Source organism: Desulfovibrio sp. SGI.230, from assembly GCF_050313065.1.
Lineage (GTDB): Bacteria > Desulfobacterota > Desulfovibrionia > Desulfovibrionales > Desulfovibrionaceae > Desulfovibrio.
Genome location: NZ_JBNPKS010000004.1, coordinates 39688 through 65555, shown reverse-complemented (window position 1 = coordinate 65555; position 25868 = coordinate 39688). Strand labels below are relative to the sequence as shown.

General features: G+C 63.8%; 26 protein-coding genes. 22 read left to right on the top strand and 4 right to left on the bottom strand.

Going from position 1 to position 25868, the window contains the following annotated elements; genetic code table 11:
* Window positions 1-17 precede the first annotated feature (17 nt).
* The 19 genes from ACQRAG_RS05470 to ACQRAG_RS05380 all read left to right on the top strand — a co-directional run bounded on the left by ACQRAG_RS05470 (window position 18) and on the right by ACQRAG_RS05380 (window position 14712).
* Window positions 18-797 (top strand): hypothetical protein, encoded by a 780-nt coding sequence (locus ACQRAG_RS05470; RefSeq protein ID WP_204625459.1) that lies wholly within the window; start codon window positions 18-20, stop codon window positions 795-797.
* Between the two features lie 115 nt (window positions 798-912).
* Window positions 913-1395, top strand: coding sequence for a molecular chaperone Tir (locus ACQRAG_RS05465; protein WP_303866216.1), 483 nt, complete (start codon window positions 913-915; stop codon window positions 1393-1395).
* The gene (sctC, locus tag ACQRAG_RS05460; protein ID WP_204673979.1) at window positions 1392-3347 is read left to right on the top strand and encodes a type III secretion system outer membrane ring subunit SctC; all 1956 of its coding nucleotides are present in this window, start codon (window positions 1392-1394) and stop codon (window positions 3345-3347) included. Before ACQRAG_RS05465 ends, sctC begins: the two co-directional genes overlap by 4 nt.
* A complete protein-coding gene (sctD, locus tag ACQRAG_RS05455) occupies window positions 3344-4831 on the top strand; it encodes a type III secretion system inner membrane ring subunit SctD (RefSeq protein WP_304039716.1) in 1488 nt (495 codons plus the stop codon). The genes sctC and sctD overlap by 4 nt, the downstream gene beginning before the upstream one ends.
* Window positions 4828-5049 (top strand): hypothetical protein, encoded by a 222-nt coding sequence (locus tag ACQRAG_RS05450; protein WP_204625455.1) that lies wholly within the window; start codon window positions 4828-4830, stop codon window positions 5047-5049. Before sctD ends, ACQRAG_RS05450 begins: the two co-directional genes overlap by 4 nt.
* Window positions 5050-5190: 141 nt before the next feature.
* The gene (locus ACQRAG_RS05445; protein WP_040369130.1) at window positions 5191-5442 is read left to right on the top strand and encodes an EscF/YscF/HrpA family type III secretion system needle major subunit; all 252 of its coding nucleotides are present in this window, start codon (window positions 5191-5193) and stop codon (window positions 5440-5442) included.
* Window positions 5443-5517: 75 nt separating this feature from the next.
* Window positions 5518-5874 (top strand): tetratricopeptide repeat protein, encoded by a 357-nt coding sequence (locus tag ACQRAG_RS05440; protein ID WP_168936552.1) that lies wholly within the window; start codon window positions 5518-5520, stop codon window positions 5872-5874.
* A 39-nt stretch (window positions 5875-5913) separates the two neighbouring features.
* The gene (locus ACQRAG_RS05435; protein WP_168936553.1) at window positions 5914-6510 is read left to right on the top strand and encodes a hypothetical protein; all 597 of its coding nucleotides are present in this window, start codon (window positions 5914-5916) and stop codon (window positions 6508-6510) included.
* 26 nt (window positions 6511-6536) lie between these two features.
* Window positions 6537-7331 (top strand): type III secretion system inner membrane ring lipoprotein SctJ, encoded by a 795-nt coding sequence (sctJ, locus tag ACQRAG_RS05430; protein WP_040369131.1) that lies wholly within the window; start codon window positions 6537-6539, stop codon window positions 7329-7331.
* Window positions 7331-8014, top strand: coding sequence for a SctK family type III secretion system sorting platform protein (locus tag ACQRAG_RS05425; RefSeq protein ID WP_427803910.1), 684 nt, complete (start codon window positions 7331-7333; stop codon window positions 8012-8014). Before sctJ ends, ACQRAG_RS05425 begins: the two co-directional genes overlap by 1 nt.
* Window positions 7993-8616, top strand: a complete 624-nt coding sequence (locus ACQRAG_RS05420) for an HrpE/YscL family type III secretion apparatus protein (RefSeq protein ID WP_168936122.1) — start codon at window positions 7993-7995, stop codon at window positions 8614-8616. Before ACQRAG_RS05425 ends, ACQRAG_RS05420 begins: the two co-directional genes overlap by 22 nt.
* Window positions 8617-9933, top strand: a complete 1317-nt coding sequence (gene sctN / locus ACQRAG_RS05415) for a type III secretion system ATPase SctN (RefSeq protein WP_168936123.1) — start codon at window positions 8617-8619, stop codon at window positions 9931-9933.
* A gap of 36 nt (window positions 9934-9969) precedes the next feature.
* Window positions 9970-10461, top strand: coding sequence for a type III secretion system stalk subunit SctO (gene sctO / locus ACQRAG_RS05410; RefSeq protein ID WP_168936124.1), 492 nt, complete (start codon window positions 9970-9972; stop codon window positions 10459-10461).
* A 55-nt stretch (window positions 10462-10516) separates the two neighbouring features.
* Complete coding sequence (locus tag ACQRAG_RS05405; RefSeq protein ID WP_427803911.1) at window positions 10517-11140, top strand: hypothetical protein; 624 nt, start codon at window positions 10517-10519, stop codon at window positions 11138-11140.
* An 85-nt stretch (window positions 11141-11225) separates the two neighbouring features.
* Entirely contained in the window at window positions 11226-12422 is a 1197-nt protein-coding gene (gene sctQ, locus ACQRAG_RS05400) for a type III secretion system cytoplasmic ring protein SctQ (protein ID WP_427803912.1), read from the top strand.
* Window positions 12409-13059, top strand: coding sequence for a type III secretion system export apparatus subunit SctR (gene sctR, locus ACQRAG_RS05395; protein WP_320620020.1), 651 nt, complete (start codon window positions 12409-12411; stop codon window positions 13057-13059). Before sctQ ends, sctR begins: the two co-directional genes overlap by 14 nt.
* A gap of 17 nt (window positions 13060-13076) precedes the next feature.
* Window positions 13077-13415 (top strand): STAS domain-containing protein, encoded by a 339-nt coding sequence (locus ACQRAG_RS05390; protein ID WP_168936127.1) that lies wholly within the window; start codon window positions 13077-13079, stop codon window positions 13413-13415.
* A 19-nt stretch (window positions 13416-13434) separates the two neighbouring features.
* Window positions 13435-13890, top strand: coding sequence for an ATP-binding protein (locus tag ACQRAG_RS05385; RefSeq protein WP_168936128.1), 456 nt, complete (start codon window positions 13435-13437; stop codon window positions 13888-13890).
* Between the two features lie 99 nt (window positions 13891-13989).
* Window positions 13990-14712: a lytic transglycosylase domain-containing protein gene (locus tag ACQRAG_RS05380; RefSeq protein WP_427803913.1), complete on the top strand. Its 723-nt coding sequence runs from the start codon at window positions 13990-13992 to the stop codon at window positions 14710-14712.
* 294 nt (window positions 14713-15006) lie between these two features.
* Here ACQRAG_RS05380 and ACQRAG_RS05375 read toward each other — a convergent pair whose 3' ends face one another.
* The 4 genes from ACQRAG_RS05375 to ACQRAG_RS05360 all read right to left on the bottom strand — a co-directional run bounded on the left by ACQRAG_RS05375 (window position 15007) and on the right by ACQRAG_RS05360 (window position 20291).
* The gene (locus ACQRAG_RS05375; RefSeq protein ID WP_427805287.1) at window positions 15007-16587 is read right to left on the bottom strand and encodes a bifunctional metallophosphatase/5'-nucleotidase; all 1581 of its coding nucleotides are present in this window, start codon (window positions 16585-16587) and stop codon (window positions 15007-15009) included.
* Window positions 16588-17076: 489 nt separating this feature from the next.
* On the bottom strand, window positions 17077-18234 hold the full coding sequence (locus ACQRAG_RS05370) for an iron-containing alcohol dehydrogenase (protein WP_168936130.1): 1158 nt from the start codon (window positions 18232-18234) through the stop codon (window positions 17077-17079).
* Window positions 18235-18272: 38 nt separating this feature from the next.
* A complete protein-coding gene (locus ACQRAG_RS05365) occupies window positions 18273-19112 on the bottom strand; it encodes an amidohydrolase family protein (protein WP_204625444.1) in 840 nt (279 codons plus the stop codon).
* A gap of 9 nt (window positions 19113-19121) precedes the next feature.
* Complete coding sequence (locus ACQRAG_RS05360; RefSeq protein WP_297159611.1) at window positions 19122-20291, bottom strand: MFS transporter; 1170 nt, start codon at window positions 20289-20291, stop codon at window positions 19122-19124.
* Between the two features lie 356 nt (window positions 20292-20647).
* Between ACQRAG_RS05360 and ACQRAG_RS05355 the strand changes: the two genes are divergently transcribed.
* From ACQRAG_RS05355 to ACQRAG_RS05345, 3 genes are read left to right on the top strand one after another with little or no spacing between them, the layout of a single operon-like run.
* Window positions 20648-22444, top strand: a complete 1797-nt coding sequence (locus ACQRAG_RS05355; RefSeq protein WP_304020444.1) for a sigma 54-interacting transcriptional regulator — start codon at window positions 20648-20650, stop codon at window positions 22442-22444.
* Window positions 22444-23430: a glycyl-radical enzyme activating protein gene (locus tag ACQRAG_RS05350; protein WP_240937719.1), complete on the top strand. Its 987-nt coding sequence runs from the start codon at window positions 22444-22446 to the stop codon at window positions 23428-23430. The genes ACQRAG_RS05355 and ACQRAG_RS05350 overlap by 1 nt, the downstream gene beginning before the upstream one ends.
* The gene (locus tag ACQRAG_RS05345) at window positions 23430-25862 is read left to right on the top strand and encodes a pyruvate formate lyase family protein (protein ID WP_427803915.1); all 2433 of its coding nucleotides are present in this window, start codon (window positions 23430-23432) and stop codon (window positions 25860-25862) included. Before ACQRAG_RS05350 ends, ACQRAG_RS05345 begins: the two co-directional genes overlap by 1 nt.
* Window positions 25863-25868: the final 6 nt, after the last annotated feature.

Genomic DNA, 25868 nt, shown 5'->3' with positions numbered 1-25868 from the left:
CTGAAAAGGGAGATAGTATGGACACCATCATCACGAATGCAACGGGATACAGCTCCGTCGAGTACAGCAGGCTGCTGGAGCAGGCCCAGGCGAAGGGTGTCAGCGCCGCCAAGGTCGATGAGGCCCTGATCGATGCCATCCAGGCCGGCAAGGACTTTACCGCGGCCGTCAAGGACGTGCGGAGCCAGCTGCCCGACCTGGCGTCGCCCGGAGATAATTCGGGGGACCTGTCCGGTTGGGTGGCCCTGCCCAGTCCCGCTGCCATGTTCGCTTCCGTGATCCTCAAGGATGCGGCGGAGCAGCGGCGTACCAACCGCAGCATCATCCAGGCGCAGGGATTGCAGATCGTCGACCTGATGGAACAGCAGGCCGACAAGATCGAGACGGGCGCCATCCAGAAGTTCGCCTGCGCCCTGACCGGGGCCGTGGTGAACATGGCGGCCGGTGGTGCCAGCCTGGGGGTGGCTGCCGCCGGTGTGGGCAGATCCTCGAGCGGCGGACTAGACATGCGCGCCGGCAATGCCGCGGACGGCCAGCTCACGGCCGCAGTTGCGCAGTCGTTCAATACCATGCTTTCTTCGGCCGGAAGCATGTTCACGGCGGGCGGGGAGTTCGGCCAGAGCATGCAGTCTGCCGAGGCCAAGCGTCTGGAAGCCCAGCAGGAGCAGATCCGCACCATGATGGAGCAGACCAAGCAGACCAACGAGGCGCTCAAGGACCTGGTCTCCAAGTCTCTGGACTTCATGAGCTCCATGCAGGCCAACATGAACCAGACCCGCACCAAGATCCTGGGATGATCCGGCAGCGCCCGTAAGGGCGCGCCGGTCCGGAAGAAAAAGGTTTGACGATGACGCTTGTTTTTGCGTACCGTTGACCTGTGTTTGGATATGAAAGACGTATGCAGGACTGCCTATGGTTTCGCTGGATGACAAGGTCCGTGCCCTTGCGGTGACGGCCGGCTGGAAGACCCCCCGTCCGGGACAGGACGGCTCATACAGCTTTCGGCTGGAGGATGGCCTTGACCTGAAAGTCTTTTCTCCCGACGGGCGCTTGTGTTTCCTTCTGGCTGACCTGCACGCCCTGCCGGAGCCGGGACATGAGCGGGACAGTCTGCTCCGCAAAGTGGCAGGCCAGCAAGCCGGCATCTGCCGCGAGCGCGCCTCGGTCGTGGCCCTTGAACGGCAGGAAGATGCGGCTGCCCGGGGCCTGGACGGGGAGCGCCTGATATTGCAATCCCGGGTGCCTGTGGACGTACCCCAGCAAGAGTTCGACGATGCTGTCCGGGATTTCCTCAATGACCTCGCCTGGTGGAAAAAAAGCCTGGGGGACTCGCCGCGTGAGGAGTTGCCTCCCATGTTCTCCATGTCGGGTACGTTTTTCGGAGGCGTCTATTGAAGCGCCTTGTAGCTGTCTGCCTGTGCTGGATCTTCTGCTGCCTTCTGGCGACAGAAGGTCTTTGCGCGTCTTCCCGCAGCGCCTTCCCGTTCCGGGCGGCGTTCTCTCATTATGCGGACAATGAAAATATCTGTACGGTCCTTTCCGCTTTTGCCCGCGCCGAGGGCTATGGCTCGGTATGCAGCCCTGCCCTCAAGGGGCAGATGAGCGGCCGTTTCGAGCAGGTGGACCCCCGTACGTTCCTCAACGGCATGCGTTCGGCCTTCGGGGTGCGCTGGTATACGCAGGGACGTACGGTGACGTTCTGGAACGACAGCGAAAAGGCGGAAGCCTTCCTGGCGCCGTCCACGGTCTCGGCCGCCGCCTTGCGGGACATGCTGCGCAGTGCGGGCATGATCTCGCCGCAGCTGCCCGTCAAGCTGCTACACGCCCAGAATCTGCTTTCGGTCAGCGGTCCGCCCATCTATCTGGACCAGCTGCGCGGGGCCATGAAAGCCTTTGAGGATGCCCAGGGCAGCCGCAGCGTCATGCGCGTGTTCCCGCTCAAGTACGCCTGGGCGGAAGACATGAAAGTCAACAGCATGGATTCCACCGTGACCATCCCCGGTGTGGCCAGCATCCTGCAGGCCATGGCCAACGGGACCCCGCTGACCGGGTCACAGGTGACGGTGCAGCCGTCGGCGCAGGGAGGTCTGCGGGGCAAGGGGCTGATCGCCATGAACGCCTCGACGGATACGTCCCAGGCTTCGCCGGCAGTCCCCCAGAACGGGAAGGATCAGTCCGGGACGACTGCCGGGCCCAGCATCATCGCCGACCCCCGGGTCAATGCCGTTGTGGTGACCGATGCCGAATACCGCATGAGCTATTATGCCAAGGTCATCGCCGATCTGGACAAGCCTGTGGAGCTTGTGGAGATCCATGCGGCCATCGTGGATATCGACAGCGATTTCTCCCGTGATTTCGGCGTCAACTGGTCGGGTACCGGTGCTTACGGCAAGCACTGGACAGGCGGCGGCAGTGCCGGGGGCACTTCGACCAGCGGCATCTTCCCCTCTGCCGGGGCTTCCAGTGCCGGGGGCCTTTCCTATTCCACCCTGTATTCCTACGGCTCGGACTACTTCCTGGCCCGCGTCACCGCTCTGGAAGAAGACGGCCAGGCCCGCGTGCTGGGCAAGCCTTCCGTGCTGACCATGGACAACGTGCAGGCCTCGCTGGAAAATACCAGCTCCTACTACGTTCCCGTATCGGGCAACGAGTCTTCCGACCTGTTCAAGATCGACTCCGGGACCGTCCTGAAGGTGACGCCCCACATCATCCCCGGCCTGCCGGGGCAGGCGGACAGCATCAAGCTCATGGTCAGTGTGCAGGACGACCGGGACGACGGCTCCAGCCTTTTTTCCGTGGATCCCAACAACCTTTCGCCCATCAAACAGACCAAGATCAATACCCAGGCCATCGTGGGAGAAGGGCAGAGCCTGCTCATCGGGGGACATTATTACGAGATCCAGAGCGATGCGGAGACCGGGATCCCCGGCCTCAAGAACATCCCCATCCTGGGCGGTCTGTTCGGTTCTACGGGCAAAAAGCACCAGCGCATGGAGCGTCTTATCCTGATCACGCCGCGCATCGTCCGCATGGATACGGCCTCCAATGTGCCGTCCCGCGTGGATGACCCCCGTTTCAGCCGGACGCCGACACAGGCCGACTATGAGGAACGCCGTCCCAAGGAGATGCCTGTGGGCGGTTGTGCCCGTCGCCGTGAACTGGCGCCGGACGTGCAGCCCGCACCTCCTGTGACGGTCACGCCCCAGCCGGCGCCTGTGCCCGCCACCAACAAGAGCATCCAGAATTCGACCATGCCGCAGCCCATACTGACTCCTGTCAGCACGGGGGCCCAGCCGGTGCCGGCCCCTGTCGGCAGCACGTCTGTTTCTGCCGGAGGACGGCAGTGACCTGCAGCCGGGGCAGTGCCATCTGCCTGTATGTCTTTTCCGGGCCGCATCTGGGGGCCTGCGTTGAACTGACGGAAGGAAGCTGGGTCGTCGGGTCTGATGATGCCTGCGACATCATCCTGACCGGTCTTGCTCCCCGCCATGCCGTTCTGGACATTTCGTCCGAAGAGAATGCCTTTCCCGTACTGGCCGTGACGCCCCTGGATGGTCCCCTTCGCCTGCAGGGAGAAGAGCCCGTGGAGCCCGCCGAGGCCGATGGTCCCTTGCGCCCCGCAGCCGGGAGCGCCTGGTATCTTGGCACGACCTGTTTTGCCTGGAACCGTCCCGGAGTCCCCCAGGAAAGCCTTGTACCGGAGCTGTCCCCGCACGCCCGTACCGCCGGGGCCGAAGAAGCGGCGTCCGCGGAGGCAGAGGCTGTCCCCGCTGTCACGGAGACAGCGGAGCTGTTGCCAACCGCCAATGATCTTGGCATGGACGCCGGGGCTTCGGAAACACTGTTGCCGGATGTTCCGGAATCTTCTCCCGCTCGCCGTGTCGGCTGGCGGGCCTTGCTGCTGGTACTGGTGGCGATTTTTCTGCTTGCGTTGTCGCTGATGGTCAGGCCTGCGGACTCTGATCCTGAACATTATCCTGAGATCATTAAAAAATATCTTGAAGATGCCGGCATACGCGGGCTGGCTGTAAGCCGCCGTGATCCCGGAGTGGAGATCCGCGGGACAGTGGCGGACGATGCTGCCATGATTCGTTTGCGTGACATGGCACGTGGCTTGCATATCCCTGTGTACCTGGAAGTTGCCGTACAGGAAGACATGCTGCGTGCTGTGCGCAGTTCGCTTGGTATCCGCGGTTTCCATCCTGATGTCGTCCTGTGGGAGAACAAGGGCAATCCGCGTTTGCAGGTCAGGGCCTATATGAAGGACGAGCTGCTGGAGGCAGCGGCTTTCACGGCCCTCAAGGCCGAAGTCCGGGGCCTGCCGGCGGTGGATCGGCACATCGTTTACGAAAAGGATCTGGCGCCGGTGCTGGATGCGGCCCTGCAGCGGGAAGGTCTGGGGAGCGTCCGGGTCATCTATCTGCCGGGCAGGGTGGATTTTTCCGGTGATTTCCGGCCGGAAGACACCAGAAAACTGGACGCCATCCGTCAGGATGCCAGCGAGCTGTTCGGTGTTCGGTTGCACGGGACCTCGTCGGCGTCGGGCGCTCTGGCAGCTGCAGAGCGCTCCCTGACACCTTCCCGGGACGGTGAACCCGCCGCTGCCACACCGGCCCGGCCTTCGGGCGGTACCGGCGGGGATCCCCTGGGCGGGCTGCGCGTGACCGGTGTCACCATGTCGCCCATGCGTTTCGTGACCACCGCCGACGGCAGACGCCTGTTTGAAGGCGCCGTGCTCCCCAGCGGCTGGACCCTGGAGAGCATCGATACCAAAGTCCTTGTCCTGCGTAACGGCAGCCAGGTCGTCAGTCACAGATTGAGAGGTAAATGATGGAAATGGAATCAGCCTTTGACATGCTGGCGGAAGATCCTTCGGGCCGTGGCCTCAAGCAGCTTCGCGAGGAGCTGTTCGAGATGCGGACGGACGTCAAGCGCGCCATGGATGCCGGCATGACGTCAGACGAGATGGCTGTTGCCCGGCAGGTCATGACCGCCGTGGATGCCGCGGAGAAAGTGGCGGAGCGTGTCTACGATACGCTGAACCGCTGATCCGGGAAAAGCCGCCGCAGACTGCGGATGGCCGGTGTGGCCGGTCCCCGCAGCTTAGGAGCGGCCCTTCCGGCCGCAGCGCCGGGCAGCAGAAAGCGTAAGAGCAAGATGACCGCATTGCGGATCAGTCAGGAGAATATCATGAATATAGGAAGCTCGGGCGGGATCGATATCGGCCAGCTGTTCCAGAATGCCACCAACGGGCTGAGCCAGGACGGGCAGGCCCTGCAGGCCAAGATGGACCAGATCAGCGCCTCCGGCGAGGTGGACCAGATGCAACTGCTGGAGCTGCAGTTCGCCATGGGGCAGTACAACGCCAAGCTGGAGACCATCTCCTCGGTGACCAAGAGCATCCAGGATATGCTCAAGTCGCTGGCCCAGCGGACGGGCTAGCCTCCGGGAACGGAGGCGTGCAGGCAAGAATGTTGTGACGGGGCCGTTTTCCGGCCCCTAAAACGGGAGAGATATATGGTTTCCGAAAAACAGATGGCCCGCCTGCTGGATCTGGCCAATCTGGCCTGCCAAAAAGGGCTCGTCGGGGAGGCAAGGACCATTTTCCAGGCAGTCCTGGCGCTCAGGCCGGGGTTCGCGCCGGCCCTTGTGGGGCTGGCATTTTCTCATGTGGTCGTGGACGATTTCGATACCGCGCTCACCATCCTGGACCAGGTCCTTGCGGATAATGCCGCTGATGCCGACGCCCTTGCCATGCGTGGCCTTGCCTGTCTGCTGGCCGGGCGCAGAGGGGATGCGGAGCAGGCCTTTGCCGCCATTCCGCAGGATTGCGCTGCGGCCGATATGGCCCGGGCCGTCATGGAAGTCGCCTGACCGGCGGCATGACGTTTTGTCCACCGGGAGGCACGGCCTATGATCCCCGCATCGGCACAAGGGGCGACCAAGCTGCTGGAAGCTTTGGAAAAGCTTTCCCAATGGGCGGGCGAGCCTTCCGGGGGAGGTCCTTCCGGTGCGCCGTCGCGTGAGCTGGTGCGGGCCTTCGAGGAAGCGCTCTCCACGGCTCCGCCAGAAGGCCCCGCAGCTGCGGCCGGTGAGGGCGGCCCCACTGCATCGTCGGCAGCGGCGCTCCTGCCGGGACCGGCGGAAGCCATGCCGTGCCCGCCAGTTGACGGAGCGGGGGCGGAAGGCTCTCTTGCCGTGGAACAGAGCGGGAACCCTCTTGCCGTGGAGCAGCCCGCCGCAGCCGGTGGCGCTGATGTCCCCGCCGGGCAGGAGGTGACGGAGCCTCAGGCCGTCTTCCAGAGCGAAGGGATCTCCCGCCAGGATGTTCTGGAAGAGCTGGGCCAGTTGCTGGAGCGTGTCTCCGCGCAGGGGGCGGCCATCAGCCCGCAGGAATTGCTGCATGTGCAGCAGCTTGTGGGCATGCTCAACGTACAGGCCAAAGTGGGTGTCCAGACATCGCAGCAGACGACGCAAGGCCTGGAAGGCCTGCTGCGCCAGTCCGGTTAGGCACCCGTATCTTAAGAGGTTTTTTCATGCTGCGTCCCATGCTTTTTTTGCTGCTTTCCCTGCTTCTGCTCCTTTCCGGCTGTAAGGTGGAGATGTACTCCGGCCTGTCCGAGGATCAGGCCAACCAGATGCTTTCCACCCTGCTGCGGCGGGGGATCGAGGCGGAAAAGCAGGCCGCAGGCAAAAACGGCTATACGCTGCTGGTGGATGACGACCAGCTGGTGCGCGCCCTGCAGGTCCTCAAGGAGAACAGCCTGCCGCGCGAAGCCTTCAAGAACCTGGGGGAAGTGTTTGCCGGTGACGGCATGATCTCGTCCACCTCCGAGGTCCAGGCCCGCATGTCCTACGCCCTTTCGCAGGAGCTGGCGGACACGCTCTCGCGCATCGACGGCGTGCTGACGGCCCGCGTCCACGTGGTGCTCGGCGTCAACGACAAGGTGAACAACATCACCATCGCGCCCTCAGCGGCGGTTTTCCTGCGTCATACCCTGGATTCGCCCGTGGTCAACCTTGTGCCCGAGATCAGGGAGCTGGTGGCGGGCGCCGTGGCCTCGCTCAAATACGACAATGTGAGCGTGATGCTGGTCCCGGTGCGGGAAAGCGTGACGGTACCGGATACGAAGCTCCCGTCCCCGCTGCTCTCGCCGGGGGCCCATACGCCCGCCCTGCTGTTGCAGATGCTGGCCATGGCGGCCGTGCTTCTGGCCCTGGGCGTGGGCGGCTGGGTCTATGGTCGCCGTCTGCTGGCCCGTCGCCGCGCTGCCCGTGAAGCCCTTGAGGCCGGGGAAGGGGATGACACCGGCAAGCAGGGTGAGGCCTGATGCACAAACAGTTTTTTGCAGACGTCCTCGCGCGTCGTCCGGCCTTGTGGCAGCGCCTGCTGCAGGCCAATCTGCCGGAAGGCGGGCCGCGGCTGCCGGATGACTGCCGTGAACAGCTGGGCGGGGCTGCGGACAGCCTCTGGGCCTGGCTGCAGCAGCGCCCGTTGACGCACGGGCCGGCCGCTGCTGAAAGCGGGCCTGCCGTACCGGTCCCCTTTTGGGATTACGCCGAGGAGTCGCGCCGCCTGGCTCTTCTGGATGCTCCGGCGCTGCTGGAACTGTGCCGGGTGACGGGCGTTGTCCTGCATGCTCCGGCCATCGCGACTGTGCTGCTGCGGGATGAGGTCCTGCCCTTGCGGGAATCCCTGGGAGAGGAGACGTATCAGTACGCCCTGCAGCGGGGCCGCTACCAGCTGGGGGGCGTGCGGCGCTTCTTCCAGTGGCGGGATACGGATCTGCCCCTGGCGGAACGCTGTGCCCTGCACGGCAATATGGCGCTGCGTCTGGTGGCCGGGCTTTGGCCGGAAGACGTGGCCCTGCGCGTCTGCGATCGTCTGCCCGCGCTGCCGGAGGCGGCCGTGCTGCCGTCCCTGACGGAAGATGAACGCCACGAACTGTGGCGCGGGGTGAAAAAACTGCTGCTCAAGGAGGTGGCTCCGTCATGGGCGCCGTGTTTCGACTGACGGGCAATACCGTGATGCCCGCCCCTGGGGTGCGGGTGCTGCGCGCGGCCGATTATGCGCGTCTTGTGGAAGCCAACGATGTGCTGGCCGCTGCCCGGGAACGGGCTGCCGCCATGGCTGCCGAGGCGGAAAAAGCCTACGAGGAGCGCAGGCAGGCAGGTTATGAGGACGGCCTCATGGAAGGCCGCATGGAGCAGGCCGAAAAGATGATGGAAACGGCCATGCAGGCCGTGGAATACATCGAAGGCGTGGAAGCCAAGCTCGTGGGCGTGGTGACCTCCGCCGTGCGCAAGATCATCGGCGAGCTGGACGACCGGGAATGCACGGTGCGCGTGGTGCGCAATGCCCTGAACGCCGTGCGCAGCCAGCAGCGTGTGCTCATCCGTGTCTCTCCCGACGACAAGGACGCGGTGCGGACCTCGCTGGCGGCCATGATCTCGTCCGCTCCCAACGGCGCCACGTTTCTGGACGTGACGGCCGATCCCCGCATGAAGCCCGGGGACTGCATCCTGGAATGCGAGCTGGGGGTCGTGGACGCCAGCCTGGAGACCCAGCTCAAGGCTATCGAGCACGCCTTGCTGGGCAAGATCAGGGAGTCGTAGATGGCCTTCGAATACATCGGCGACCTGCTGGAAGAGGCCGTCCGCGACGTCAATCCCCTGGAGACGCGGGGACGCGTGGAGCAGGTGGTGGGCACCATCATCCGTGCCGTGGTCCCCGGTGTGAAGGTGGGGGAACTCTGCCTGCTGCGCAATCCTTGGGAAAACTGGAGCCTCAAGGCCGAGGTGGTCGGCTTTGTCAGGAACGTGGCTCTGCTGTCGCCCCTGGGCAATATGCAGGGCATCTCCCCGGCCACGGAAGTCATCCCCACGGGCGAGATACTCTCCGTCCCCGTGGGCTATGAGCTGCTGGGCCGCGTGGTGGATGGTCTGGGGCAGGCCATGGACGGCGGTCCGGCCATCAGGACGCGCACCCACTATCCGCTGGTGGCCGAAGCGCCCAATCCCATGACCCGCAAGGTCATCAGCAAGCCCATCTCCCTGGGCCTGCGCGTCATCGACGGCGTGCTGACCTGCGGGGAAGGGCAGCGCATGGGCATTTTCGCCGCAGCCGGCGGCGGCAAGTCCACGCTGTTGTCCAGTATCCTCAAAGGCTGCACGGCCGATGTCTGCGTGCTGGCGCTCATCGGGGAACGCGGCCGCGAAGTGCGGGAATTCATCGAACGCGACATCGGTCCGGAAGGGCGCAAAAAGGCCGTGCTCGTGGTCTCCACGTCGGACCGTTCCTCCATGGAGCGGCTCAAGGCCGCCTATACGGCCACGGCCATTGCCGAATATTTCCGCGATCAGGGCAAGAGCGTGCTGCTGATGATGGATTCCGTGACCCGTTTCGGACGCGCCCAGCGCGAGATCGGTCTGGCGGCCGGAGAACCGCCGACCCGCCGGGGCTTCCCTCCGTCGGTCTTCTCGGAGCTGCCCAAGCTCATGGAACGGGCGGGCAATTCGGACAAAGGCTCCATCACCGCCCTGTATACGGTGCTGGTGGAAGGTGATGACATGACCGAACCCATCGCCGACGAGACCCGGTCCATCCTTGACGGGCATATCGTGCTTTCGCGCAAGCTGGCCGCTGCCAACCATTATCCCGCCATCGACGTCCAGGCCAGCGTCAGCCGCGTCATGAACGCCGTGGTGGACAAGGAGCACAAGGCCGCGGCCCAGGCCCTGCGCAAGATACTGGCCAAGTATGCGGAAGTGGAGCTGCTGGTGCAGATCGGCGAATACAAGAAAGGGGCCGATGCCGAGGCGGATTTCGCCCTGGGACATATCCAGGCGGTCAATGCCTTCTTGCGCCAGGGGCTGGAGGAAAAAAGTTCGTTCGAGGAGACCCTGGCGGCCCTGAAAAAGGTCGTGCTGTAAGCGGGGCCCGGCCTCTGCATATGGCAAAGGTGCATCATGGCGCAACGACTCTATCCCTTGCAGGCCCTGCTGTCCGTTCGCCACTATCGGGAGGACGCCGCCCGCAACGCCTTGCGGCTGGAGGAACGCCGGCTGGTACAGGCGCGTGAGGAAGTGGGGCGGCGGCAGGCCGAGCTGGAACGCTACCGCGTCTGGCGGCAGGAAGAAGAAGAGCGGCGTTATGCCGCCATCCTGGGGGCCAGCCTTTCTCTGGAAGAGGTGGCGGATTTTCGGGCCTCTCTGGGCATGCTGGCCACCGGAGAGCAGGAACGCTTCCAGGCCGTGCGCCAGGCGGAGGAGCAGGTGCGGCAGCAGGAACAGGCCGTGACCGGTGCGCAAAGGGCCGTGGCCCTGGCCCGCCGGGAAGCGGCGAAGATCGAGAAACATCGTGACATCTGGCAGGAGAACGCCAAACGGGAGCAGGAGCATCTGGAAGATCTGGAGCTGGAGGAGTTCGCCACCCCTTCCCGCGCCAGTGACGATGCCTGAGGCCCCCGCAGGGTGTTCGGCCGGATCCGCATGGCGGCATATGCTGGAGGTGCCCATGGGCATGGAGATCAGTTCCCGACGCTTGCAGGAAGCGGATTCCCGCATGCAGGCGGAGCGTGAAGGCGCGGATCGTCCCGTGGACGACAGGGACAAGGAACGTTTTGACCGGGCCATGCAGGAATCCCGGGAACGGGACGGGCAGGGCGGTCAGGAAAATGGTCGGGGCGGTTCCCGGCAGGATGCCCTGTCGCCCCAGGCGCTGCTGGACAGCCTTTTCGGCAGCCGCATGCAGAGCATGCAGACGAGCGCCGCACAGGCAGCTCCGGCTCCCGGGGATGTGGACGCCCTCGTGAACGAACTGGTGGACCGCATCCTGGTCTCCGAGCCGGGCAAGGGCTCTCCGGAAGTCCGCATCACGCTGGGGCAGGGCCCGCTTTCGGGCGCGGAGCTGTGTCTGGCACGGGCGCAGGACGGCCAGCTGTTCATCCGGCTCGCCTGCGCCGATCCGGCGTCCTTCCAGACGGCGGTGGGGGCACAGGATGCCTTGCGCAGCGCTTTGGAGCGCAGTGGCGAGAACGTTCGCGTGGAGATCGTCCAGAGCCGGGCGGACGGCGACAATGAAGGCGATGCCCGGCAGCAGTCCCGGGGCCGCCAGGATTACGTCCCTGACGTGGAGTAGCTACGGCCGCCACACGGCGCGCCGCGATATTTTCCCCCTCCGAAGGGGAGCGGACAGATCCCGCTGATTTCGGAAAAGGTGAGTCATGTCCCAGGTGATCCCTTCCCGGCCTTTCATCCCGCCAGCGCTGCCGCCGTTGCAGGCGCGGCTGGTCAATGCCCTCGTCTGCCGGGCCCTGCCGCTGACCGTAGCGCTGGATGCCGGTGCGGAGCAGCCTGTTCCCTGTACGTTGTCGTTCAATGTCGCAGCGGCCACCGCGGAGCAGGATGCTCCCTTTGTTCCGGCGGCCGTGCTGTATCTGAGCAGTGGCGAGGAGCTGTGGCGCTTGGAATGGTCATCTCTGGAGGCACTGGCCCTGAGGACGGATCTTGCCGCCTGGCGCAGCGCCCTGCCCGCAGGGGAGCAGACCTTTGCCCGCCTGCCCGGCGAATTGTGTCTGGCTGTTCTGGAGCGTTTGCTGCAGCCTGCGCTGCAACGGCTGGAACCCTTCCTGGGCTGTGAACTGCGTTTTAGCGGTACACCGCAGGCCGGGATCGCCTGGGGCGGTTCGTTGCCCCTGCGGCTGGATCTGCCCGGTGGTGAGGCTGTCTTCCTGCGTCTGTCCTGGACGAAGGAAAATGCCGCACGCTATGTGCTGGAGCGGCTGGAACAGCTCCCCATGCGCACGGAGGCCGGGGGCTGTTTCACGGGGACATTGGCCTGTCCGCTGGAAGCGGGGCGCATGCATCTGTCCGCAGACGAGGCGGCGACGCTGGTCCCGGGGGATGTCCTTTTGCCGGAGAGCTGGGCCCCTGAGACGCCGCGTCTGCGCCTGCCGCAGGGCAGGGCACTGGCCTGCCGGCTTGGGGAAGGGATCTTGTCCGTGCTGGGGCCGGATATGGGTGATCCCGGCCGGGAGTCTGCAGAGAAAGAAAGCGAGGACGGCATGAGTGAAGAACAGCTGGCCCCTGCCGGGGCCGTCCAGGGCGATGGGCCCGCCGCAGAAGCCCCCACGGTGGCCCCCGCATCTGTCGGGGCACTGGAACTGCCTGTGGTCTTTGAGATCGGCAGGCTGCATCTTCGTCTGGACGAACTGGCGGCGCTTGTCCCCGGGCATACGCTGGCCTTGGGCGGCGAGACGCCGTCGCCCGTCGTGGACATCCGTGTGGCGGGGCAGCTGCTGGCGCAGGGACGTCTGGTGGATGTGGGCGGCATGCCGGGCGTGCAGATCACCCGCATGCATGCTGCCGGACAGGACGGCGGTACGCCGCAGGGGGCCGGGGATGGAACTGGCCGGGATTAATCCCCTCTATCTCATCGCGGGCCTGGCGCTCTTAGGGCTGGCGCCCTTCCTGCTCATGATGGTCACGTCCTACGTGAAGATCGTGGTGGTCACGAGCCTTGTCCGCAACGCGCTGGGCGTGCAGCAGGTGCCGCCAGCCATGGTCATGAACGGCCTGGCCATCATCCTGACGGTCTTCATCATGGCGCCGGTGGCCATGGATACCAAGGCCCTGCTGGAGGAACAGCGGTTCAGCGCGAACCCGAAGCCTTCGGAGATGCTGGAGACCCTGCAGGCCGTCTCGCCGCCGTTGCGGCAATTCCTGGAAAAGAACACCAGCCCCGCCATCCTGCAGGAATTCATGGGTACGGCCCAGCGCATATGGCCGGAGCATCAGCGGCAGAGCATCACGCGTGACAACATGTTCATCCTGGTGCCGGCCTTTACCATCACGGAACTGACCAAGGCGTTCCAGATCGGCTTTTTGCTCTATTTGCCTTTCGTTGCCATAGACCTTATCATTTCCAATGTCCTGCTGGCCATGGGCATGATGATGGTTTCGCCCATGACCATTTCCCTGCCGTTCAAGCTGCTGCTGTTCGTGACGCTGGACGGCTGGCTGAAGATCAGTCAGGGCCTGCTGCTCAGCTATCAGTAGCCAGATTCGGAGGTTCTATGGAAGTCATCGTAACGGAACAGGACGGTATCGCCATCGTGGAGCTTGCAGGCCGCATGGACGCCACGACGACACCGGAATTCGAAAACGCGACCCGCGCCCTGCTGGAAGCGGGCAAGCAGCGTTTGCTCATCGACATGTCCCGGCTGGAATACATCAGCTCCGCCGGACTGCGGGGCATTCTGGGGCTCGTCAAGGCGCTCAAGGCCTGTGCCGGCAAGCTGGCCTTCTGTTCCCTGCAGCCCATGACGGCGGAAGTGTTCCGCATCTCCGGGTTCAACGCCATGCTGACTGTCCGGGACAGTCGACAGGAAGCCCTTGCGGCTCTGGCCGGCTGAGAGGGCAAGGAGGTAGGCTGTGGCCAGAATCATGCTTCCCGCCCGTGTTGACAGCTGCGCGCCGGCCATGGAATTCCTGCGTGAACACCTGGCCGCCGACTACGCCGACATCCTTGGTTTCGTGGAACTGGCAGTAGAAGAACTGCTGGTCAATGTGGCCACCTATGCCTATGCCGGCACCTGCCCGCAGGAAGGCGACAGGAGCGCCCACTGGGGGCAGATGGAACTGGGCTTCAAGCGGGTGAGCATGGACAGCGCGCCCTTCCTCTGCGTCTGGATACGGGACTGGGGCACGTCTTTCGATCCGTTCATGGAGACCGCCACACCGGACACGTCGCTGGCCGCAGAGGATCGCCCCATCGGCGGTCTGGGCGTCCACCTGGTCAAGAACGTTTCCGCGCACCATTGCTACAGCGGTGATGACGGCACCAATACCATCGAACTCTATTTCCAGCTTGCCCACGACGAAAATTGAGCCGTGAAGGATAGCCGCTGCCTTCATATTTTCTGTTTTTTTTGCCTGCTGCTGTGCCTTTTGCCGGCCGGGGGCTGTGGCTCCCGGACGTCCGGGCATGTGGCGCCTCCGCCGGAAGCGGCATTGCCGCCGGTGCCCCTGCAGCCCGGTACGGGCATCCTTTCCCATGAATATCAGGAGCAGAAGGTCCTGCCGCGCATGGTACGGGTCGCTTCCCTGCCGCAGAAAAAAGCCCCGGGCGATGCCCGGCAGGCCGCAGCGGCCATGACGGCTCCTGCCCCCCAGACCATGACCGTGGCCGCCGTATCAACGGCTGACCGGGACGAGCGGCAGGCTTTTGCTGCCGCACCGGCACGGCGTACGCCTTTTCGCCCGCCGTCCGCACCGGTGATCCATGACGACATCGTGCCTCCCGCACCGGAGGAATGGCGCCGTCTGGCCCGTGAGGCCGAGGAGATCTTCGGCCTTGACGCGGGGCTTGTGCTGGCGGTCATCCAGGCCGAATCCTCCTTTGACCACACCGCGGTCTCACCCGTAGGCGCCCAGGGGGCCATGCAGATCATGCCCCATACCCAGGAAGAGCTGGGACTCATCGACCCCTTCGATCCCCGGGCCAATGTCTATGCCGGTTCCCAGTATTTGATGCACCAGCTGCAGCGCTTCGGCTCCGTGGAGCTGGCCCTGGCGGCCTATAATGCCGGGCCCGGCAGCGTGGAGCAGTACGGCGGCATCCCGCCTTTTCCTGAAACGCAGGAATTCGTCCGGCGCGTCCTGGTCTACTGGAACCGGAACGTTCCTGCGGACCAGCCGACGCACTCTTAAGAACAGGCGGGGCGGGAGCCCTTGCTGCCTCTCTCATCTCCTCTGCCAGCCTTTATGCTGACGCGGGGCCGCTACAAGCCTCGCCTCCCTGGTGCCTCGGCTGAGCCCTTCCGGCCCTGAGCCGGTGCCCTTTCCCTGTCTATCCTCTCTTTTCCCTCTGCTTTCTCCGTTCCCTTTTGTTCCCTGTTTACCATGGCTGGAGGCTAAGCTGTCTGTCGGCGCATCCGGGATTTCTCGGGCGCATCCTGTCCGTATCGATTCTTCCGGGGGGCCTGCCTGGCGTCCTCTCCCGGCTTACTGCGGGCTCTGGCCGTTCGCCCGATCAAGGATGATACGTTCCCCTCGTGGTGCCGTCAGCGGGGAATGACGCCGGATGTAGTCGCCCGTCAGCTCCCTGACGGACAAGGGGCTGGTGCCCAGCAGACGGCCTTGCCGCAACATCCCGAAACCGTCGCCGCCTGACGCCAGAAAATCGCTCAGGACCACACCATAACGGCCCTGAGGATCGAGCACATGCCGCCGACCGCGTTCGTCCACGATATGGACGGCCTGCAGACGCCGGCCTGCAGGGCGGCTGGTATCCGCCTCATAGGCCAGGCCCGCCACCTGCAGCAGCTGCGGCCCTTCCCCGTCGGGCCCGGACACGGCGTGCTCCAGGGCGTCCATGATCTGTTTGCCTGAATATTCGCGGACATACACCTGACCGTCAAAGGGATGCAGGGCCAGCAGATCCCCCCGGGAAATGTCGCCTGCGGGCAGGGAGGCCCGGATGGCGCCGCCGTTCACCAGAGCCAGACGTGCGCCCTGTTTCCTTCCGTATTCCAGAAAAGCGTCTGCCGTCAGCAGGCCGCTGAAACAGTCGCCCTTGCGGCAGGCTTCCATGCCGTCCGGCATCCGCACGCTGTGGCGGCCTACGATCTCCGTACGATAGCGCTCCAGGCTCTTCGCGTAGCCGGCCACCAGACGGGTCATGGCTTCGTCCTGCGGCAGGGCCGGGAGGAGTTCCCGGGGACCGCCCGTCCAGGACACAGGGGTGCCCGCCGCATCGAAGGTGATGCTCAGATCCCCCAGATAGCGGGTCGCACGGGCGGCTGTCACCACGAGGACAGGAGCGCCGTCCGGCGCGTGTTCCACGATGGGGTAGGGACCATCCTTGGAACCGGGGCCGAGATAGGTGTGGGTATGGCCGCCCACGATGACATCCACGCCGTTGACGCTGCGGGCCAGCTCCCTGTCCCGTTCCAGCCCCAGATGGGTCACGACGATGATATGCCGGATGCCCTGAGCCTCCAGCTCGGCGACGTACTGCTGCAGTGTTGTCCGCGCATCCCGGAACGTGGTCCGGGGGCAGGCGGCCGCCAGTCCGGTGACTTCGTCATTGGCCAGCCCGATGATGCCCACCCTGGTCCCGCGTACCGTCCGGACAAGGTAGGGGCGTATGCGGCTCCCGGCCAGCGGGCAGCCCTGCTGCGGCGTCAGATTGGCGGCCAGCACCGGCAGGGGCTGGGCCTCCAGGGAAAGGGCCAGTTCGCGGCATCCTTCGTCGAACTCATGATTGCCCAAGGTCATGGCGTCGTAGGGCAGCAGCGCGTCCGCAGCGGCGATCACGGGCCATTTGTTGACGCTGTAGAACAGGGTGCCCTGGAACTGGTCGCCCGCGTCCAGGGCGATGACGTTGTCCTGCTTCTGCCGGGCAGTCTGGATGGCTGCGCTGATGCGAGCCAGGCCGCCGCGGCAGTCCGCGGCCTCGAAACAGGCGTTCATGCGGTCATCGATACCGGCAAGAAAGGCATGGGTATCATTCACGTGCAGGAGACGCAGCTCCAGACCTGCATCCGGGGTTGTCTTGCGGTGCGCAGGAGCGCAGGCAACCATGAGGAGGAAAAGAACACAAAGGAGGGCCGTTAACGGCAGGAGCCGCATTCGTTCCCGTAGCAGGTGATGCATGGATATATCCTTTCTGTTTGCCTGATGTGCGGGAGAACCGAGCCAGCACGATGGTGAGGGCCCCAATGCCTGCCAGGCTTATGCATGGAGGCATCCGTTGCAGGATCGCATGGTGAGGCTGGTCATGCGCAGGCAGCGTGCCTGTGTTTTCCTTGGGGCAGGATGGCCGCAGCCGGACGGTATGCACGGACGGGATAGGCAACCCTTCCTCGCCCGACGATTGTTATACGGGGAGGCCGTGAAAGGGAAGGGCATATCCGGGGTGGCGGGTGTGCCTTTGTTTTGCTTTTGGCTGAGGCCCCCGGGAACAGAAAAACGGCACCTGCATGACTGCAAGTGCCGTTGGACATGTTGCCGGATCGGGGCAATGGTGTGTATGGCTGGCAGCCTGCCGGTCAGACAGGCCGGGGAGAGGCGTTAGAGCGCTTCCCGGTAGATGTTGATGGCATCCTGCAACGAGACGCTGCGCGGATTGTTGCCCAGCAGGCGGGTCACTTGCAGTACGGATTCGGCCAGCACGGGCACATCGTCGGGCGTGACGCCGTAATCGGCAAGATGACGGGGCACCTGCAGGTCGCGGGCCAGGCTTTCCAGAGCATCGAGGCAGCGACCGGCGGCCTTTTCGTGGCTCAAACCGGTGGTGTTTTCTCCCAGCATGGCGGCCAGTCGGGCAAAGCGTTCCATATTGCCTACCATGTTAAAGCGGAAGACGGGCAGGAGCATCAGGGTATTGGCCAGACCGTGCGGGATGTGGTAGCGCGCGCCGATGGGATAGGCAAAGGCATGCACGGCCGTGACGCCTGCATTGCAAAAGGCCACACCGGCGTAGAAGCTGCCGGTCAGCATGGCCTGCCGGGCCTGGATGTCCTCACCGCGGGCCCAGGCCTTGCGCAGGTTGGGAGCGATGAGGGCGATGGCATGTTCCGCCCACATGTCGGTAAGGGGCGTGGCATGGATCGAGGTGTAGGCTTCCATGGCGTGGATGAGGGCATCCATGCCGCTGGCTGCGGTGGGGCCCTTGGGAAGGCTCAGGGTCAGTTCGGGATCCAGGATCACGCTGGCGGGCAGCATATGGCGGCTGACGATGCCCATCTTCAGCTGGGCGGCTTCGTCGGAGAGGATGGCGATGTCCGTGACTTCGCTCCCCGTACCGGCAGACGTGGGGACGAGGATCAGGGGCGCTCCCGGCTTGGACACCTTTTCGATGCCGTACAGTTCGCGGATGTCCTGCTGGTTGCCCAGCAGCACGGAGCAGGTCTTGGCGGTATCCAGCGATGAGCCGCCGCCGATGCCGATGACACAGTCGGCCCCAAAGGCACGGGCCTGTTCGGCGGCGGCCAGGACGCTCTCCACCCGGGGTTCGGGTTCCACGTCGGCATGGATCGCCACCTCAAAGCCCTTTTCACGCAGCAGGGCCGCGGTCTTCTCCGTCAGGCCCAGCTTGGCCAGGATGGGATCGCAGACCAGAAAGATCCTGTGGCCGTTCAGCGAGGCGGCCTCTTCGGCGATATTTCCGTAAAAGCTGCCGCATCCGTTGACGATACGGCGACAGATCTTGAACGTCGTGATGTCCATGGTGTTCTCTTTGATGTTGATGGTTCCGGTACGCCTGCCTACAGGCTGCTGAGGCCCAGCAGCTTCATGCCGTTCTCATAAAAGAGCTTGCGGCGGCATTCTTCAGTAAGATCGAGACGCTGATATTTTTCGACGGCCTTGTGGACTTCCACGAAGGGATTGGCGCTGGCAAAGACGACTTTGTCCGTGATGTATTCGTTGGCGGCCTGGATGTAGTTCTGTCCCATCAGCTTGGATTCGCAGGTGGAGAAGTCCATGTAGACATTGCTGTGGCGCAGGACCAGGGCGATGGCTTCCAGAACCCAGGGATAGCCGCCGTGGCTGAGCAGGATCTTCAGTTCGGGGAAGTCGGTGGCCACGCGGTCGATGTGACGGGGATCGGTCGAATCCAGGACGACCTTGGGCATGAAGGGCGAAAGACCGGCGGTCATGATGACGGGGATGTCGAACTCGCAGCACATGGCGTACAGCGGATAGAATTTGGCATCGTCCACGGCACAGTGGGCCATGGCGGCGTCGATGGCGGCACCTCGGATGCCGTCTTCGAGAACGGCCTTGCGGAAGCGGCGCACTGCCGTCATGCCCTTGTGGGGATCATAGGCCCAGAAGCCGATGAACAGGTCGGGCGCGGCCGCCATGCATTGCAGCACGTCGTCATTGGTGCTTTGGATGGCATAGGTGGATTCGATGTCGCGCCCGGAGACCACAGCCTTGGCGATGTCGAGGCCGCGCAGTTCGTCAATGCACTCCGGCAGGCTCTTCTCGGGGCGGGAGCAGAAATCCGTCTTTTTGATGTATTCGCAGTACACGGGGTTTTTGATGACACTGTCGAGAGAGGCACGGGTGCTGGGACGATAGCGGAAGTCGATGATCTTCATGATGTTCTCTTACAGGTTGATGGTGAGGTTCTTGCGGACGAGGGAAAGGGCCAGAGCGAAGACGCCCGTGAGGCAGAGGACATAGGAAACGATGCCGAAGTGGCTGTAGACCATGACAGGCAGCCAGGTCCCCAGGGCGCTGAAGGTGTAGTAAACGGAAAGATAGACGCCATTGGTCATGTTCTTTTCGGCCAGGCTCATGCGGTTCACCACGCCGGGCAGCGTGGTGTAGACCAGTACGAAGCCCGTCGTCATACCGAATATGGCCAGGAGCAGGGAGAGCGGGCTCGAAGGGAGAAGGCTCGGGACAGAGGCGAGGAAGAGCAGGACGCCGCAACGGATCGTGCGCATCTCACCGTGCAGCAGCCGCATGATCTTTTTGGAAAAGATCCCCAGCAGGGAGCAGATGAAGGCAGGGACATAGAGCAGGCCTGTAGCCCAGCTGCCGGCATCAGGCAGGAGTTCCCGCATACGGAAGGGCGCCAGGTTCAGGACAGAGGCATGCGCGAAGATGCACAGGGGGCCGATGAGCATGAGCAGCAGCAGGCCCGGCTGGCGCAGCACTCCTAACAGGTGGGCCGGGGAGAAAACGTCATGCTGTGTGCTCCTGGTCCGCTGCAAAAGCAGGAGGCAGGGCAGTGCAGACCCCAGCAAAAGGGCATATGTCAGGAAGGCGGCCTGCCACCCAAGCCAGCTGGTGATGAAACCGGAACCTATCCTGCCCAGGAAGGCCCCGAACATGGTGGTCGTGGTATAGATGGCCATGGCCCGTTGCAGGGACTCCTGCCGGCTGTGCAGGGAGATGTGCGTCATCAGGGCCAGCAGGATGGCAGGGACCAGCAGCCCGGTCAGGGTGCGCAGGGCCAGCAGCTGCCAGAAGGCCGTCGTAAACGAGGCTGCCAGCAGGACAAGAGCGCACAGAGCTGTGGTCAGCTGCAAAAGGCGGCGGGTACTGCACAGGTTGAGGATATAGCCGTAGCAGACCGGCGCCAGCCCCAGCGGCAGGATAGCCAGCGTCATGAGCAGACTGGCAGACTGGCTGCCGACCCCGAAATGTTGCTGGATGACCGGCAGCAACGGCTGGGGACCATAAAGAGCGGCAAAGGCCGCAAAGGTCGTCCAGAGCAGGACAAGGAATTCCACCTTGCCCAGGCTGGGGGCCGGTGAACGCATGGACATGGGGACTGCTTCCTCCGCATGGTTTTGGGGAGGCTGGCAGGATCTCCCCGTTGCGGAGGGGCAAAGCAAAAAGGGTGCCGTTATGGGGAATTTACTATGTTTTTACGTATAACTAGTTTATAATATTTATTAAATAATTTTTTATGGATGGCCTGCCCCTCGCAGGCAGGAGAGGAGTATAGAAGGATGGTATTGCATATTTGCATTGCGCAAATGCATGATGATCTCTGTAGCAAAGGAAAGTCTTCACAATTTGCATAAATGCAGTATCATCGCAAAAACAGCCGGGGCCGCTCCGGCCTGCCGGTCTGTACCGTGACATATCTCCAATCTTTTCAGGGCGTGCCATGAGTTCTATGGGTATTCAACTTTTGCCGCAGCAGCTTGTCCCCCTCATGCCCATCCTGGATGCCATGAGCGATGGTGTCCTTGTGGTGGATGCCAGCGGCAGCATCATTGCCGTCAATAAAAGCATGAGGCGCTTTTACCAAGGGGGCGAGACGCCCTTTCCCGGGTATCCGCTGGCGGATTTCAATGCCGCTGACTGGGTGGAAGCCAAACGGGTCCTGACATCGGGAAAACCGCTGCTGGGGCAGACCATGCACCTGCCTGCGGCCACGGTGGTGGCCAACCGGTTGCCTATCCTGCAAAACGGCAAGGTGGCGGGCGTGGTCTGCGCCATGCAGGAGATCTCATCGCTGGATGCCGTGGTGCGCCAGCTGGGGGCGTATCGGGAGCTGGACAGCCAGCTGAAAGGATTGCTGGAGGCCTTGCCGCAGGCCGTACTGGTGACGGATGCGGAAGGGCGCATCCTGCGGGTCAATGCTCCCTGCTGTCGCTTGTGCGCCATGGAGCGCGACAGCTTGCAGGGACGCAACGTGCGCGAGCTGGAAAAAGATTTTCCCGAGCTGGCCGTGGAGGTCGCGCACTGCCTCCAGCGGGCCCTGCCTGCCCAGAGCATCGCCCGCTGCCAGGGACGGCCCCTGCTGCTGTGGTCGGTCCCTTCTCTGGACAATCACAAAAAGCCCCGCTTCGTCGTGGTCTCGCTGATGGATCTGGAGCGTTTCGATTATGTGCGCCAGCAGCTGGAAGACAGCCGCCGGAGTGCCGAAGAGGCGGAAGCCGTGGCACACGGGGGCGACATCTTCAGTCAGGTGACCCAGGAAGTGGGCATGGTCGTCCGCAGCGCGGCCATACGTCGCGTGGTCGACAGGGCCATCAAGGTCAGCCAGACGGACAGCTCCGTCCTCCTGCAGGGAGAATCGGGGGTGGGCAAGAGCATGCTGGCGGCCATCGTCCACCGTCTTTCGCCCCGGAAGAGCGGGCCGTTCGTTTCCATCAACTGCGGTGCCATCCCCGAGCAGCTCATGGAGAGCGAGCTTTTCGGCTACGAACGCGGGGCCTTCAGCGGCGCCAATCCCAAGGGCAAGACAGGCTTGCTGGAAGCGGCCCACGGCGGTACGGTCTTTTTTGACGAGATCGGCGAACTTCCCCTGCCCATGCAGGTCAAGCTGCTGGAAGCACTGGACAAGCACGCCTTTTTGCGGGTGGGGGGGACGAAGCCGGTCTCCGTGGATGTCCGCATCGTGGCGGCCACCAACAGGAACTTGGCCGAGGATGTGGAGCAGGGCAGGTTCCGCAAGGACCTTTTTTACCGGCTCAACGTCATCCCGATCCTGATCCCGCCATTGCGGGAACGCAAGGAAGATATCTATGCGCTGGCCCTGGACATGCTGGACAGGCATAACGTCCGGCACGGCTGCCGGAAGCGCCTTTCTCCCGAGGTCATCGACCTGCTGCTTTCTCACTCCTTTCCGGGCAATGCCCGGGAGTTGGGCAATATCATGGAGTGGATGCTGGTCATGTCCGAAGGCAATGTCCTGCGGCCCGAAGACCTGCCCCTTGCCATGCGGCAGGGAGGGGCGGCGCAGGCGGCAGCCCCGGCCGAGCAGGAGGGAGATGCCGCGAGCCTGGTCTACCAGCACGGCAAGCCCCTGAAGGACATCCTTTTTGCTGTGGAGGAGGAATGCCTGCGGCAGGCGCTGCAACGCTGCGCGACCATGCATGAGGCGGCCCAGATGCTGGGCATGCATCCCACCACCCTGTGGCGCAAGCTCGCGCAGCACAACATGGGACAGGAAGGTAAGGCGTGATGGCATACGGGGAAGCAGTGGAGAATCTTTCCAGAGAGATGGTCCTGGTCTCCCATATCCAGCGGGGGGCCGTCCAGGACGGGCCCGGCTGGCGGACGACGGTCTATCTCAAGGGCTGCCCCTTGCGCTGCCCGTGGTGCTACAATGCCGAGAGCCTGCATTTTCAGCAGGAATTGCGCTATGTACCGCAGTTCTGCATCGGTGCGGCGGCCTGCGGCAGATGTCTGGAGGTATGCCGGTCCGGAGGGATCGTCCCGCCGGGACCGGATACGGACGGCAGGCCCGTGGTGCGGCGGCAGCTTTGCCGTGTCTGCGGGGAGTGCACGCAGGTCTGCCCCTCGGGGGCGCTCTCGCTGGTAGGGCGGGCCATGACGGCCGCGGACATCGTGCAGGAAGCGGAAAAAGACAGGGATTTTTACTGCACCTCCGGCGGAGGGCTGACCCTGAGCGGCGGCGAGCCGCTGGTCCGGCCGACCCTGGCCGCCGCGGTCATGACGCTGGCCCATCAAAAGGGACTGCATACCGCTATCGAGACCTGCGGCTGGTTCGATCTGGATGCTCCAGAAAACAGGACGGCCCTGCGGCATTGCGATTTGCTGATCTTCGACCTCAAGCATCTGGACAGCCGCCAGCACCGGGCGTTCACCCATATGGACAACAGCCGGATACTGGAGAATCTGGACAGGATCGTGCGTGAGTTCCCGGCCTTGCCCCTTTGGGTCAGGACCCCGGTCGTCCGGGGCTTCAATGACAATGAGGCGGATATCCGGGACATGGCACGGCATGTGGCCCAGTTGCCCACGGTGACGCGCCACGAGCTTTTGCCGTGCCTGCCGGTAGGGGAAGAAAAATATGCCCAGCTCGGGATGGTCCGTTCCCAGCTGGCCAGCGTTGGTCCCGACAGCGCCCAGTTGCAGGAGCTGCGGGCCGTGGTGGCGGCCTGCCGTCGTGAGGCGCGGCACGGACGGGCAGAAGGGGAGGCGTGATGAAGGCTGTCATGACGAGTCCGCGGGCACGTACGGCCCGCATATTGTCCCGCTTCGCGGGCCAGGTGCCTCGCCTGTCGGTGGACAGAGCACGTTATTTCACCCGTTCGTTCCGCACTACCGAGCACCTGCCGCTGGTGGTGCGCTGGGCCAAGGCCCTGGCGCACGTCATGGAGAACATAGACGTGCGGATCCTGCCGGACGAGCTCATCGTGGGCAGGGGGGGGCCTGAAGGACGCTACGGCATCCTTTATCCCGAACTGGAAGGAGCCTATTTTGCCACCGCCGGCAGCCTGCTGGAGTCGGCGGAAGATATGCCGCATCATTTTTCCGAGCAGGACATCGCCGTCATACGCGACGAGCTGCTGCCCTTCTGGGCCGGCAGGACCTTCCGGGAAAGTCTGGCCGATGCGGTGCCCCTGCATCTGCGCAGGCTTCTCTACAAGGACGGGGACATTTACGTACCGTCCTTCATCATCCACGAGACAGCCACGGTCCGCCATTCCCTGCAGTGGGTGCTGGATTACGGCAAGGTCCTGCAACGGGGGTTTTGCGGCATCTATCAGGAGGCCGCCCGGCGTCTGGATGCCCTGGACATCAACGACCCGTCCAACAACTGGGACAAGGCACCTTTTTACCGGGCGGTGATGATCCTTTGCGAAGGCATACGGAGCTTTGCCTGCCGCTATGCCGCGCTTGCCCGGCAGCAGGCGGCGGCCTGTGGCGATGCCGTGCGCCGTGAAGAGCTGGAGCGCATCGCGGCCATTTGCGAGCATGTGCCCTGGCAGCCCGCCCGTACGTTCCACGAGGCATTGCAGGCCCAATGGTTCACCCAGCTGGTGTCGCGCCTGGAACAGCTGCACGGCGGCATCATCAGCAACGGCCGCATGGATCAGTATCTGTATCCTTTTTACAAGAAGGACAGGGAGGAGGGCCGCCTGGACGAAGATCAGGCCCTGGAGCTGCTGGACTGCCTGTGGCTGAACATGGCGCAGTTCGTGCGTGTCCAGCCGACGGCGGCCGGGATCCAGATCTATGAAGGCAATGCCCACTGGGAACACACCTGCATCGGGGGCCAGCTGGCGGATGGCAGTGATGCCACCAACGAGCTTTCCTGGCTGCTGCTGCGTTCCCGGCGCGAGTTCCCGCTGGATTATCCCGAACTCAGCCTGCGGATCCACGAAAAGACGCCGGAAGATCTGCTGCAGGCGGCCTGTGCCGCCATCCGGGAGGGGCGCGGCCCGAAATTCATGAATGATGTCGAGATCATCGATCTGCTCGTGAGGAAAGGGGCCGGCCTTGAGGAGGCGCGTGACTACAGCGGCTCCGGCTACAGCGAGGTGCGTCTGATCAACCGGACGACCTATCTGACCGGCACGACCTGGTTCAACCTTGCGGCCGTGCTCGAGATGGTGCTGTATGACGGGCATTGCAGCATGGAGGGAAGCGGCCGGCTGGGGCTGGAGACAGGCGATCCGTGTGCTTTCAGCACATACGCTGCCTTTGAGGAAGCCTTTTTCGCCCAGCTTTCCTTCATTCTGGAGCAGGTCCTCATCCAGCAATATGTGGCGGATACCCTGCGCCCAGCCCATGTGGCGGCACCGTTGCTTTCCAGCCTGCATGACCTGTGTATGGAGCAGGGCAGGGACATCAACGTGGGCAGACTGGAAGGCGCCCTGATCCTGGGCGGGCAGATCGGCCCTACCGGCTTCGCGACAGTGGTGGATTCGCTGGCGGCCATCCGCTGGCTGGTCTATGAGCGGCGCGTTCTGGACATGGCCCGCCTTCTGGAAGCTCTCAGGAACAACTTCGAAGGTTTCGAGCTGGAGCGCCAGTACTGTCTGGCCGCTCCCAAGTTCGGCAATCAGGATGACAGGGTCGATGACATCGCTGCCAGGCTCGACCGTTTCATGGTCGAGTTCTGTGGCCGTCATCTCAATTATTACGGTGGTACCCCCGAGATTTTCTACGTGCCTGTGACCAGTCACCGGGCCATGGGGGGCGTCACGGGCGCCACGCCTGACGGGCGCCGGGCCGGCGATGCGCTTTCCGCAGGGATCTCGCCGGGGGCGGGCTGCGCCCGCAACGGCTTTACGGCGATCCTGCATTCCGTGGCTGCCTGCAAATATGAGCAGGGCCTGGCCCGTGCCGCCCGCATGCTGGAGATCCCCATGCCGCCGCGTGCGGTGGCTGGTAAGGACGGCTGCGCCAGGATGGCGGCTTTTGTCAGGACCTGGAGCCGGCAGAAGCACTGGCACCTCAATATCTGCATGCAGGATGCCCTGCAGCTGCTGGCCGCTCGTAACGACAAAGAAAAATTCTATGCCCAGATGATGCCTTTCGAGGGCTATGCGGCCCTTCCGGGGCCGCTTCGACCGGAGGTCCAGGCGGAATTGTTGCGGGATGCGCTGGAGCAGGACATCCAGGCATGATGGCCT

What these genes read in the sequence shown, in the direction of transcription:
- ACQRAG_RS05470 (WP_204625459.1), top strand. Translation starts at nt 18, where the DNA reads ATGGACACCATCATCACGAATGCAACGGGATACAGCTCCGTCGAGTAC.
- ACQRAG_RS05465 (WP_303866216.1), top strand. Translation starts at nt 913, where the DNA reads ATGGTTTCGCTGGATGACAAGGTCCGTGCCCTTGCGGTGACGGCCGGC.
- ACQRAG_RS05450 (WP_204625455.1), top strand. Translation starts at nt 4,828, where the DNA reads ATGATGGAAATGGAATCAGCCTTTGACATGCTGGCGGAAGATCCTTCG.
- ACQRAG_RS05445 (WP_040369130.1), top strand. Translation starts at nt 5,191, where the DNA reads ATGAATATAGGAAGCTCGGGCGGGATCGATATCGGCCAGCTGTTCCAG.
- ACQRAG_RS05440 (WP_168936552.1), top strand. Translation starts at nt 5,518, where the DNA reads ATGGTTTCCGAAAAACAGATGGCCCGCCTGCTGGATCTGGCCAATCTG.
- ACQRAG_RS05435 (WP_168936553.1), top strand. Translation starts at nt 5,914, where the DNA reads ATGATCCCCGCATCGGCACAAGGGGCGACCAAGCTGCTGGAAGCTTTG.
- sctJ (WP_040369131.1), top strand. Translation starts at nt 6,537, where the DNA reads ATGCTGCGTCCCATGCTTTTTTTGCTGCTTTCCCTGCTTCTGCTCCTT.
- ACQRAG_RS05425 (WP_427803910.1), top strand. Translation starts at nt 7,331, where the DNA reads ATGCACAAACAGTTTTTTGCAGACGTCCTCGCGCGTCGTCCGGCCTTG.
- ACQRAG_RS05420 (WP_168936122.1), top strand. Translation starts at nt 7,993, where the DNA reads ATGGGCGCCGTGTTTCGACTGACGGGCAATACCGTGATGCCCGCCCCT.
- sctN (WP_168936123.1), top strand. Translation starts at nt 8,617, where the DNA reads ATGGCCTTCGAATACATCGGCGACCTGCTGGAAGAGGCCGTCCGCGAC.
- sctO (WP_168936124.1), top strand. Translation starts at nt 9,970, where the DNA reads ATGGCGCAACGACTCTATCCCTTGCAGGCCCTGCTGTCCGTTCGCCAC.
- ACQRAG_RS05405 (WP_427803911.1), top strand. Translation starts at nt 10,517, where the DNA reads ATGGGCATGGAGATCAGTTCCCGACGCTTGCAGGAAGCGGATTCCCGC.
- sctQ (WP_427803912.1), top strand. Translation starts at nt 11,226, where the DNA reads ATGTCCCAGGTGATCCCTTCCCGGCCTTTCATCCCGCCAGCGCTGCCG.
- ACQRAG_RS05390 (WP_168936127.1), top strand. Translation starts at nt 13,077, where the DNA reads ATGGAAGTCATCGTAACGGAACAGGACGGTATCGCCATCGTGGAGCTT.
- ACQRAG_RS05375 (WP_427805287.1), bottom strand. Translation starts at nt 16,587, where the DNA reads ATGGTTGCCTGCGCTCCTGCGCACCGCAAGACAACCCCGGATGCAGGT.
- ACQRAG_RS05370 (WP_168936130.1), bottom strand. Translation starts at nt 18,234, where the DNA reads ATGGACATCACGACGTTCAAGATCTGTCGCCGTATCGTCAACGGATGC.
- ACQRAG_RS05365 (WP_204625444.1), bottom strand. Translation starts at nt 19,112, where the DNA reads ATGAAGATCATCGACTTCCGCTATCGTCCCAGCACCCGTGCCTCTCTC.
- ACQRAG_RS05360 (WP_297159611.1), bottom strand. Translation starts at nt 20,291, where the DNA reads ATGTCCATGCGTTCACCGGCCCCCAGCCTGGGCAAGGTGGAATTCCTT.
- ACQRAG_RS05355 (WP_304020444.1), top strand. Translation starts at nt 20,648, where the DNA reads ATGGGTATTCAACTTTTGCCGCAGCAGCTTGTCCCCCTCATGCCCATC.
- ACQRAG_RS05350 (WP_240937719.1), top strand. Translation starts at nt 22,444, where the DNA reads ATGGCATACGGGGAAGCAGTGGAGAATCTTTCCAGAGAGATGGTCCTG.
- ACQRAG_RS05345 (WP_427803915.1), top strand. Translation starts at nt 23,430, where the DNA reads ATGAAGGCTGTCATGACGAGTCCGCGGGCACGTACGGCCCGCATATTG.